The 10,707-nt window shown below is 74.8% G+C and carries 8 protein-coding genes and 1 pseudogene; 1 reads left to right on the top strand and 8 read right to left on the bottom strand.

The features are described from left to right. From ACY0I8_RS12900 to ACY0I8_RS12875, 6 genes and pseudogenes are all read right to left on the bottom strand, one after another. The coding region (locus ACY0I8_RS12900; protein ID WP_461395071.1) for a CheR family methyltransferase at positions 1–717 on the bottom strand (717 nt) is incomplete at its 3' end. Then, positions 714–1,796 (bottom strand): HEAT repeat domain-containing protein, encoded by a 1,083-nt coding sequence (locus ACY0I8_RS12895; RefSeq protein WP_461395070.1) that lies wholly within the window; start codon positions 1,794–1,796, stop codon positions 714–716. The genes ACY0I8_RS12895 and ACY0I8_RS12900, both read right to left, overlap by 4 nt. 49 nt (positions 1,797–1,845) lie before the next feature. Then, positions 1,846–2,799: pseudogene (locus ACY0I8_RS12890) on the bottom strand (HEAT repeat domain-containing protein); the annotation flags it as partial. Positions 2,800–2,998: 199 nt separating this feature from the next. Then, positions 2,999–5,104, bottom strand: a complete 2,106-nt coding sequence (locus ACY0I8_RS12885; RefSeq protein ID WP_461395069.1) for a methyl-accepting chemotaxis protein — start codon at positions 5,102–5,104, stop codon at positions 2,999–3,001. Then, on the bottom strand, positions 5,097–5,810 hold the full coding sequence (locus tag ACY0I8_RS12880) for a chemotaxis protein CheW (protein ID WP_461395068.1): 714 nt from the start codon (positions 5,808–5,810) through the stop codon (positions 5,097–5,099). The genes ACY0I8_RS12885 and ACY0I8_RS12880 overlap by 8 nt, the downstream gene beginning before the upstream one ends. Before the next feature lie 200 nt (positions 5,811–6,010). Next, the gene (locus ACY0I8_RS12875) at positions 6,011–6,817 is read right to left on the bottom strand and encodes an ExeA family protein (protein ID WP_459942345.1); all 807 of its coding nucleotides are present in this window, start codon (positions 6,815–6,817) and stop codon (positions 6,011–6,013) included. Positions 6,818–7,086: 269 nt separating this feature from the next. On the opposite strand from ACY0I8_RS12875, the gene ACY0I8_RS12870 reads away from it, so the two are divergent. Next, positions 7,087–8,037, top strand: a complete 951-nt coding sequence (locus tag ACY0I8_RS12870) for an IS110 family RNA-guided transposase (RefSeq protein ID WP_461395067.1) — start codon at positions 7,087–7,089, stop codon at positions 8,035–8,037. A gap of 439 nt (positions 8,038–8,476) precedes the next feature. On the opposite strand, the gene ACY0I8_RS12865 is transcribed toward ACY0I8_RS12870, so the two are convergent. Further along, complete coding sequence (locus ACY0I8_RS12865; protein WP_461395066.1) at positions 8,477–10,462, bottom strand: chemotaxis protein CheA; 1,986 nt, start codon at positions 10,460–10,462, stop codon at positions 8,477–8,479. Between the two features lie 6 nt (positions 10,463–10,468). Further along, positions 10,469–10,707, bottom strand: a 239-nt coding sequence (locus tag ACY0I8_RS12860; protein WP_461395065.1) for a response regulator, incomplete at its 5' end; no start/stop codon positions are given.

Here is a 10,707-nt window from a genome sequence, read left to right as displayed (position 1 = left end):
GTTCGTCGGCCCGTGGGTTCGTTCCACGCTTCCTCCGGACGCTCGGTCGCCCTCACGCCCTTGCGCTTCCCTTCCCTCGTCGTGACCTACTCGGGGGAGGACTTTCACCTCCAAGCCAGTGCCCATGCCGGGCGTACAGAACCGGACCCGGCCCCGGGGCGGGTCCTTGAGCCGCCACCCCTCGCCCGTCCGCTCGAACCACCGGTCCCGCCGCTCGGCCGGGGTCATCCGCAGGGCCCCGTCGGAGTACACGGCCCGCTCGGCCGCGGCCAGGGCCCCCCGGTCGATGTCGGAGGCCCAGATCTCCAGCCGGTCGGCCACGCCCCGCTCCTCGGCCAGGATGGCCAGGGTGTAGGGCTCGGCGCCGGTGGAGCAGGCAACCGACCACACCCGCGCCGTCTCCTCCCTCCGGGGGAGCCAGTGGTCGAGCAGCGCCTCCAGGGGTCCGGCCTCCCGGAAGAAGTACGTCTCGTTGACCGTGAGTTCCTCCACGGCCCGCTGGAGCTCGTCGCGGCCGTCGGGGTCGTATTTGAGGTGGTAGTAGTAGTCCAGGAACCCCGGCAGCCCCAGGGCGGCCACCCGGCGGCCCAGCCGTTCGGCCACGAACTCCTTGCGGGGCGCGTCGAACCGGATCCCGGCGTAGTCCTCCACCAGGCCCGTCAGGAGCCCGAACACCCGGTCGTCGAGCCGGAGCGGGCCGGCCGGCGCCAGGGTCATGCGGCCTCCCCCAGGGCCTGGGTGCAGGCGGCCCGCAGCAGCGGGTCCACGGCCCGGTCCCGCAGGGCCGCGATCCGGTCGCGCACCCCCTCGATGCCGGACCGGGCCAGCCCGGTCACGGCAGCCGCCGCCACGGCCGGGTCGGGGTCGGCCAGGGCGTCCACCAGGCGCTCGGCGGCCGCCCGGGTGCGGGCCTCGGCCAGGGCCTCGGCCGCCGCCCGCCGCCGGGTCGCGTCGGGCTCGGCCAGGAGCGCGGCCACGGCGTCCGGGTGGTTCCGGGCCAGTTCGGCCAGGGCCGCCTTCGCCTCGGCGCGGTCGCTCGGCACGGCCGCCCGCTCGGCCAGGACCGCGGCGGCCGCCACCGACCCCGTGGCCCCCAGGGCCTCCAGGGCCGAGCGCCGCAGGTCCTCGGCGAACCGCAGGCGCTCCGCCAGGGCCGGCACGGCCTCGGCCCACCCGGCCAGGCTCGCGGCCGCGGCGGCCCGCACCGGGGCCTCGGGCCGGTCGAGGCCCCGCAGCAGGGCCTCGAGGCTCGCGGCCGTGCGGGTGCGGCCCAGGGCCCGGGCGGCCGCGGCCGCGGCCTCGGGCTCCGGGTCGTCCATGCCCGCCACCAGGGCGGCCGTCTGGGTCGGGTGGGTCGCGCCGGCGAGCGCCCCGTAGGCCTCGATCCGCACGGGCGGGAGGGGGTCGTTCGCCAGCTCCCGGGCCACCTCCCGCAGGGCCTCCGACCGGCGGTGCCGCAGGCTCCGCAGGACGTCGAGCCGCACCCAGGGATCGGGGTCGGCCACGAGTTCCAGGAGCACCGCCTCGGCCCCGGGGTCGGCCACGTCCCGCAGGGCCCGGACGGCCGCCCGTCGCTCGGCGGCCCGGTCGGTGCGGAGCACCGCCCTCAGGCGCTCCAGCACGCCGGGGAGTTCCAGGTACGGGAGGGCCTCGATGGCCGCGAGCCGCACCCGGGGTTCGGGGTCGCCGAGGCACGCCGCCACCCGGCCGGCGGTCTCGGCGAACCCGAAGTACCCCAGGATCCGCACGGCCGCCTCCCGCCGGGCCGGGTCGGGGCTGTCCAGGAGTTCGGGCACGAGTTCCAGGGCCCGGTCCCCCCCCCAGGGAGTTCACGGCCGCCACCAGGGCCAGGCGCACCTCGGGCTCGGGCTCGCCCAGGCGCTCCACGAGGTCGGTCACCACCCCGGGGTTCCCGAGGCCGGCCAGGGTCTCGGCCGCCAGGAGCCGCACGGTCCGGTCGGGGTGGTCGAGGCACGGGACCACGGCCCCGGCGTGCTCGGCCCGGCCCAGGACCCGCAGGGCCCGGAGGCACGCGGCCACGGTGTCGGGGTCGGGGTCGGCCAGGCGCTCCACCAGGAGCCCGGCCGGGTCGCCCCCCCCGGTCTGCAGGGCCCCCACGGCCGGGTCCCGGAGCGCCGGATCGGAGAGGAACCCGGCCAGCACGCGGCCGCCCTCGATCCCGGGGAGCCACGCCAGCACCCGGCACACGGCCTCGGGGGCTTGCCGGGCCGCCTCGGGGGCCGCGGCCGCAAACCGCCGGGCCGCCCCGGGCCGGGCCTCGAGGGCCGCGGCGATGCGGCGGCGAAGCCCGGGCCCCAGCCGCCCCTCCAGGGCCGCCAGGGTCTCGGCCACCCGGGCGGTCAGGCCGGGGTCGGCCTCCTCCAGGAGCCCCACCAGGGGCTCCACCGACCGGGCCCGGCCCACGGTCGCCAGGGTTTCCACGGCGGCCGGGCGCACCTCGGGCCGGGTGAGGCACTCGAGCACCGGCTCCTCGGCCAGGGGGTTCCCCAGGCTCCTGAGGCCCCCCAGGGCCGGGATCATCTCGAAGGGGTCGCCACTGTGCACCCCCCGCACCAGGGGCCACAGGGACTCGGGCCGGCCCTGGAGGCCCAGGGCCTCCAGGGCGGCGAACCGCACGTTGGGGTCGGGGTCGCGGGCGAGCCGGGTCAGGATGCCGAAGGCCTCCTCGGTGGGCACGTGCCCCAGGAGCTGGGCCGCGTAGATCCGCACCTCCGGCGCCGGGTCCTCGGCCAGGCCCTCCAACGCCTCCTCGGGCCCGTACCCCGCGGCCGAGAGCACCTGCACGGCCGCGGCCGGGAGGTGGGGGTCGTCCCCGGCGCGCCGCAGCCGCAGGAGCAGCTCGGCCCAGACCTCGGGGCGGTTCTCCCGGAGCAGGGCCTCGGCCGCGGCCTTGCGCACCCGCCAGTCGGGGCTCGAAAGGTCCTCGAGCCGCGCCTCGATCTCGCCCGGTTCCCGACTCACGACGCCCTCCTCCGCCTCATTCCTTCCCCTTCTCCGGGGGCCGCACGGTCTCCTCCAGCCGGGCCACGGTCTCGGTCTGGTCCCGGAACAGGCGCCCGAGCTCCTGGATGCCCTGGCGCAGGCCCCGCACGGCCGTGGCCAGCTCCTCGGCCGTGCGGGTCTGGTCCTCCACGGCCCGGGCCTGCATCTCGGCCGTGTCGGCCAGCCGGTCGGCCTCGCCGGCCACCGCCTCCACGGTCTTCACCTGCTCTGCCGTGGCCCGGGCGGTCTGGGCCGCGAGCCGGCGCATCTCGGCCACGGCCTTGGCCACCTGGTCGGCGGCGGTGGCCTGGGCCTCCAGCCCCGCCCCCACCCGGGCCGCCAGGGCCGTAAGGGCCTCGGCCTCGGCCCCGACCCGCTCGCCGGTCTCGGCCGCGTCGCGGCCCACCCGCTCCACGGTGCGGGCCTGGCGCTGCATGTCGCCCACGGCCTGGGCGATCTGGTCGGCGGCGGCCGTGAGCTCCCGCATGGCCTGGGCCACCTTCTCCACCAGGGCCGAGGTTTCGGCCGAGGCGCCCTTGACCTTCTCGGCCACGGCCGACTGGGTCTTCAGGCTCTGGACGGTGGAGGCCACGGCCCGGCGCATGTTGGCCGCCGCCTCGGTCACCTGACGGGCCGCGGCCGTCTGCTCGGCCACGGCCTTTCGCACCCGGTCCGCCGCCTCGCCCGTGGTGCGGGCCGCGGCCACGATGGACTGGGCCGCCCGGCTCTGGTCGGCCGCGGCCACCTTCACCTCGCCCGCCATGCGGCGCAGCCCCTCCATCTCGGCGGCCGCCTCGGCCACGGTCTGGGTCTGGGCCCGGGCCCCCTGGACCAGTTCCTCGCCCTTGGCCCGCACGGCCCGGACCTGGCCGATGAGATCCCGGGTGGCCCGGAGCTGCTCCCCGGCCCGGGCCGCCTCGATGCTGGCGTTCAGGGAAAGGAGGTTCGTGCGCTCGGCCAGGAGCGAGATCGTGCCCACGATCTCGCCCATCTCGTCGCCCTGGCGCTCCACCTGGCGCACCACCTCGGCCGACCGGCCCATGGCCGCCTCCACGGCCCCCAGGGCGTCCAGGGCCCCGGCCACGCGCTCCCCGCCCCGGCGGGCCTCGCCCACGGCGGCGTCGGCCTCCCGGCCCGCGGCGTCCAGGACCTCGTCGGTGCGCTGGACCGAGCGCTCGAGCTCCTCGGCGGCCGAGGCCGCCTGCTCCATGAGGCCCCCCACCTCGGCGGCCGTCCCGGCCGTCTGCTCCACGAACCGGGCGGCGCCGGCCACCCGGTCGGCGGCCGTGTCCACCGACCGGGCCATGGCCTCCACCGTGCGGGCCACCTCCTCGGCCGAGGCCGCCATCTCGTTGGCCGCCGACCCCGCCTCGGCCACCTGCCGGGTCATCTCCTCCGACATCTGGTCGGTGGACTCCAGGGAGCGGCTCATCTCCTCCATGGCGGCCGAGGTCTGCTCCACCCCGGCGCCCACGTCGTCCGCGTCCCGGGCGAGGGCCCGCACCCCCTCGGCGAACTGGGCCACGGCCTCGCCGGTGTCCCGGGCCGAGGCCCGCATCCGCTCGGCGTCGGTCGCCACCGACTTGGCGGCCCGGGCCACCTCCTCGATGGCGGCCCCGGTCTCGTTCACGCTCGAGGCGTTGGTCTCGGCGGCCCGGGCCATGTCGGCCGCCATGGCCCGGACCACCCGGGCGGCCTCGCCGAACCGGGCCGCTGCGGCCTTGAGCTCCCGGCCCTCGGCCGCGAGGCTCTCGATGCCCCGGGCCATCTCCTCCACGGCCGACCCGGTCTCCTCCACGTTGGAGGCGAGCTCGTTGGTGTCGCTCGCCACCGTGGCCAGGGACTCGCGCATCTCGGTCATGGAGGCCTGGATCTCGGCCGCCGAGGACGCCAGGGACTCGGCCGCGTCGGCCAGGCGCTTCGTGGTGCGGGCGAACTCCTCCGCGGCGGCCCCGCTCTCGTCCACCCCGGTGGTCACGGCCTCGGCCTGGGCCATGGCCTCCTGGAACGCGGCCGCCAGCTCGTTGGCCGCCGAGAGGAGCCGGTCGGCCTGGGACGCCTTCGCCGGGGCGCCCTTTCCCTTGGGGGTTCGTTCAGCCATGGGTTCCTCCTTCCTCGGCCGGGGCCGCGGCCGGACCGCCCCGGTCGGCCAGGGCCAGAAGTTCGGTCAGGTCCAGGAGGAGGAGGGCCTCCTCCCCCCGGCGCACGATGCCCACCAGATAGTCCCCCGCGAGGCCGTGGATCATGTCGGGCGGGGGCACCACCTCGTCGGGCCGGAGCCGCACCACCCGCCGGGCCTCGTCCACCACGAGCCCCACCCGCCGGCCGCCCACCCGAAGCACCAGGAGCCGGGTGGCCAGATCCCACTCCCGGGGCGGGAGCCCGAACAGCCGCCGGAAGTCCACGGCCGGCACGGGTTCCCCCCGCACCGTGGCCACCCCGAGCACGTAGGGCGGGGTGCGGGGCACCCGGGTGACGTGCTCGGCCATCTCGACCCGGTCCACGTCGGCGAGCCGCAGGGCGTAGCGGTTCTCCCCCACCCGGAACACCAGGGCCTCGAAGGGCTCGCCCCCGGGGGACTGCGCCCCCGGGGTGGGCTCCGCCGCCGGGGCGGGCTCCGCCGCCGCACGGGGCTCGGACGGCCCCCCGCCGCCCTGGGGTTTCGCGGGCGCTTCCGCCGAAGGCCCCGGCTCGGTCTCCGTCTCGGGCGGTTTCGCCCCGGCCCCCTTGCCGGCCTTCGTCCCGGGCTTCTTGGTGCCCTTGGAGCCCGGGGCCTTCTTCTTTCGAATCTCGCCGATCTTCGCCATGGCGTACCTTTGGACGTGCGCAGGATGGGCAAAGGCCGTGAAATCGTAAATCGTGAATCGTGCCAGGGGCTTCTCCCCTGTCACCGTGGACGGTCAGCAGGGGTCGGGGAGGCTCAACCGCCCCTTCTCCGTGCCCTCCGCGTCCTCCGTGGTGCCCCCCCGCCGCCCAGCCGCCTAGCTGCCTCGCCGCCCAGCCGCCCTCACCGGAACAGGAGGCTCGCCGCCCCCTCCTCCACGTGCTCGGCCGTGATCCGGTCGGCCCCCCGGCCGAAGGCCTCCAGCAGCGCCGCCTCGGCCACGGCGTTGATCCGGCGCGGGAGCCCCCCGCTCCACCGGTGCACGGCCTCCACCGCGTCGGGGCCGAACAGGGGCTCCTCCCGGCCGGCCACCCGGAGCCGGTGGGCCAGGTACCGGCCGGTCTCCTCCGGGCCCAGGGGCTCCAGCCGGCAGTGGAGCCCGATGCGCTGGGCCACGGCCCGGTAGGGCTTTCGCCGGAGCCGGGCCTCCAGCTCGGGCTGGCCCACGAGCACGAGCCCCAGGAGGTTCTCCGTGTCGGTCTGGAAGTTCGTGAGGAGCCGGATCTCCTCCAGGGCCTCCCGGCCGGGAAGGAGCTGGGCCTCGTCCACGATGACCACCGGCCGCACCCCCTCGTCCCACAGGGCCTCGAGCCGGGCGTAGATGGCCTCGAGGCAGGCCCGCCGGCTCCGGGGCGGGCGCTCCACCCCGAGCTCCCCGGCCACGGCCGCCAGGAGCTGGGCCGGGCTGAGGCGGGGGTGCACGATCCAGCCCAGCCGGAACGCCCCGGCCTCCAGCCGGTCGGCCAGGGCCCGGGTGAGCAGGGTCTTCCCCGTGCCCACGTCCCCGGTGAGGAGCGCCAGGTCCCCCTGCTCGGCGCAGTAGGCGAGCCGCTCCAGGGCCTCGGCGTGTACCTCGCTCGGGTAGAGGTACGCCGGGTCGGGGGTCCGGCGAAACGGCCGGTCGTTGAGACCGAAATGCTCTTCGTACATGGGCTAGGGGCCGTGAGTCGTAAGTCGTAAGTCGTCGGTCGTGAATCGTAAATCGTGAATCGTGAATGGTTTCGGGGCCTTCGGACTCCCCCCTTGTATAAGGGCCCCAGTGGTTAACTTGTTACCTTGGCAGGGCATGGCAGACCGCACCCCCCCTGGGACACCAAGCCCGTGGGTGAGCACGGGTCGCCATGCCCATCTCTCTCGCATCCCGAACAGTTGCTAGGGACACCAAGCCCGCATTGTGCAAGGTTGGGAGGTAGAGAGCCATGGCCAATTCCAAAACCTTCGTGGGAATCGACGTCTCCAAGAACACCCTCCACGTCGCCATCAGGCCCGACGGAACCCGTTGGTCCGTCCCCAACACCGACAACGGCATCGCCGAACTCGTCGGCCGCCTCGAAGCCCTGGCGCCAACCCGCGTGGTCCTCGAAGCCTCCGGCGGCTACGAAGCCCCGCTCGCCGCCGCCCTTCTCGCCGCCGGGTTGCCCGCTGCGATCATCAATCCCCGGCACAGTCGCCACTTCGCCCAAGCCATCGGCCGTCTTGCCAAAACCGACAACGTCGACGCCGAGGTCCTTGCCCTCTTCGGCGAGGCCGTCATGCCCCCGATCTCCCGGCTCCCCACCGAGGACACCCAGGAACTCGCTGACCTGGTCACCCGACGACAGCAAGTCATCGCGATGATCACGGCCGAGAGCAATCGCCTGGCTACGGCGTCCGAGCGCGTACGCCCCAGCATCCGCGCCCATCTCGAATGGCTCCGGGCAGAGCAAAAGCGCCTCGACAAGCAACTGCGCTCGGCCCTCCGCGCCTGCGAACACTCGAGAGAACTCGACAAGCTTCTTCAGTCCGTTCCCGGGGTGGGTCCCGTGATGTCCGCCACAATCGTCGCAAAACTGCCGGAGATCGGTTTCCTCGACCGGCGCCAAATCGCCAGTCTCACAGGAGTCGCTCCGTTCAGCCGCGACAGCGGCCAATACCGCGGAAGTCGCAGTGTTTGGGGCGGCCGAGGCGACGTACGTCATGTTCTTTACATGGCCACCATGTCGGCGATTCAGCACAACCCCGATATCCGCCAGTTCTACGAGCGGCTTCTCGCCGCAGGGAAGAAGCCCAAAGTGGCGCTCACCGCCTGCATGCGAAAACTCATCACGATCCTAAACGCGATCGTGAGGGACCGAACTCCCTGGCAGTCCCGGCTCGCGGTTGAGGCTTGACACGCAACACAGTTGCTCACCCCGGCCCTCTCCCCCCGCTGGGGGGAGAGGGAGTCAGAGGGAAGCTCCCGAGGGCCCCTTCGGGGCCCCGCTGCGCACGACAGTAACGCCCGAGTGAGGGCCTCGGGGTGGGAGCGGCGTCCATGTCAGGGGTCAGAAGACAGACGACGGGGGACAGGGGTTCTCTGACATCTGACCTCTGAATTCTGGCCCCCGACACGGCAGCCGCTCCGACAGGTTGGAACAGCCGCTGACGTTGGAATCCAAAAGGATTTTAGCATCCTAGCGTCCTAGCCTCCCAGCGTCCCAGCGGGTAGTCACTTGGCAGGCGCTTCCTGCCGCCTCGAAGCGGTTCCCCCTCCCCTCGTGGGAGGGGGACAGGGGGAGGGGGCGCAACAACCGTCCCTCCCCTCTCCCTGGGTCCCGTGGGTTGGCCCGCCTAGGCCGCCGTCTCGACGAGGCGGCGGGGGTCGAGGACCAGGATGCCCCGGCCGTCGCCCAGGTCGGTCACGGCCAGGACGCCGGGGACGTGGACCAGGGGATCCACCAGGGGCCGGAGCACCACCTCCCGGATGCCGAGCATCCGGCCGACCCCGAGGCCCACGGGCCCCCGGGGGCCGGGGGTCACCACCACGGCCGGGAAGGGATCCTCGCCGTCCCCCTCCACCCCCAGCACCCGCGCCAGGTCGAGGTGGGGGATCTCCCGGCCCCGGTACCGGAACAGGGCCTCGTGTTCCACCCGCACCACGGCCGGGGCCTCCAGGACCTCGAGCACCGCCGACAGGGGCACGGCGTAGGTCTCGGGGCCCACCCGCACCAGCACGACCTCGGCGATGGTGAGCGTCAGGGGCACGCGCAGGGTCCAGGCGGTGCCCCGGCCAATCTCGGTCCGAAGCCCTAGCCGGCCCCCCAGGGCGTTGACCCCGTGCCACACCGCCTCCATGCCCACCCCCCGTCCCCCGAGTTCGTCGGCCTTGGCGTGGGTGGTGAACCCGGGGGCGCACAGCAGCCGGATCAGGGCGTCCCCGGCCAGGGGCCCGGACGGGGTCGGGATGCCCAGGCCCTGGGCCTTGGCCCCCACGGCCTCGGGGTCGATGCCCCGGCCGTCGTCGGCCACCTCCACCACCACCTCCTCGCCCTCGGCCCGGCAGGCCACGGTGAGGGTGCCCACCCGCGGTTTCCCGGCCCGCTCCCGCTCGGCCGGGGCCTCGACGCCGTGGTCCACGGCGTTTCGCACCAGGTGCACCAGGGGCTCGGCCAGCCGCTCCACCACGGCCTTGTCCACCTCGACCTCGGTGCCCCCGAGCACGGTGCGCACCTCCTTGCGCTGCACCCGGGCCGCCTCCCGGGCGATCAGGGGCACCCGTTGCAGCAGTTCGGCCGCCGGCACGAGCCGGGCCGTGGTGACCGTGTCGCGGAGTTCCCGCACGGTGCGCTCGAGGCCCCGGAGGCACTCCTTGAAGAGGTTCCGGAGCCGGCGGGGCGGCAGGTCCCCCACCCGCCCCAGGGCACCCCACAGGCGGTTTTTGTCCACCACGAGCTCGCCCACGAGCCGGAGCATCTCGTCGAGGCGCCCGGCGGGCACCCGGATCGTCTCCCGGGGTTTCGGGGCCCCGGGCCGGGCGGCCGGGGGCTTCGGGGCCTCCGGGGCGGGCGCGCTCGCCTTGGGCGGCCGGACGACGCGCCCCGACACGTCGCCCTTCCAGGCCGCGAGGATCTCGTCCAGGGGCCGGGCCGACACCGCGGCGAGCAAAAACGTGAGCCCCTTGCCCGCCTCGGCCACCGGCACCGCGCCCAAGAGCTCCCCCCGTTCCTCCAGCGCCGCGCGCACCGCGTTGATGGTGACCCCCCGGGCCACCTTGTCCTTATCGGGCACGAGCTCCAGGAGGTAGAGCCCCTCGCCCGCCTCGACGCGCTTCTGGGCCCTTCGTTGCTCGTAGCCCGAGAGCTTCGCCAGGAGCTCCTCCGGGAGATCCAGGCCCTCGGCCCCGCCGCCCTTCGCCGGCTCGGCCCCGGCCTCGGGCTCCCCGGCCCGGGCGCGCCGCACCGCCTCGAGGAACGGGTCCACCTCGTCGGACTCGGCCTCCCCCCCCCGGAACCGCTCCACCAGGCGCTCCAGGAGCGAAAGGCCCTCGAACAGCCGGTCGAGGAGCTCCCGGGACGGGGCCTCCTCGTTGGCGTGGAGCTCCTGAAGCACGGTTTCGAGCCCGTGGGCGAGCCGCACCAGGGCCTTGGCCTCGACCATGGCCGAGAGCCCCTTGATCGTGTGCATGGCGCGGTAGAGGGTGTAGAGGCTCGGGACGTCGAGGTCGCCCTCGGCGATGGACGACTCCACGGACAGCAGGGCCCCCTGGGCGTTCTGGACGAGCTCCGCCACCTCCTCGAAGTACCCCGCGAGGGCCTGGGAGACGTCGGGGCCGGCCATCGGACGCTACGCCTCTGCCGCCAGGAGTTCCCGGGCCGCCTCGAGCACCTGGTCGGGCTCGAAGGGCTTGGTGATGTACCGGTTCACCCCCTGGGCCAGGAGCCGGTCCCGGAGCCCCGGGTCGGACCGGGTGGTCACCATGACCACGGGCACTCGGGCGAGCGAGGGGTGGGATTTGAGGAAGGCGACCACCTCGACCCCGTCCATGTCGGGCATGTTGATGTCGAGGAACACGAGGTCGAAGG

This window comes from Deferrisoma sp., assembly GCF_054681715.1.
Note: the sequence above shows the minus strand (reverse complement) of the source record. Positions and strands in the feature narration are given on the sequence as shown.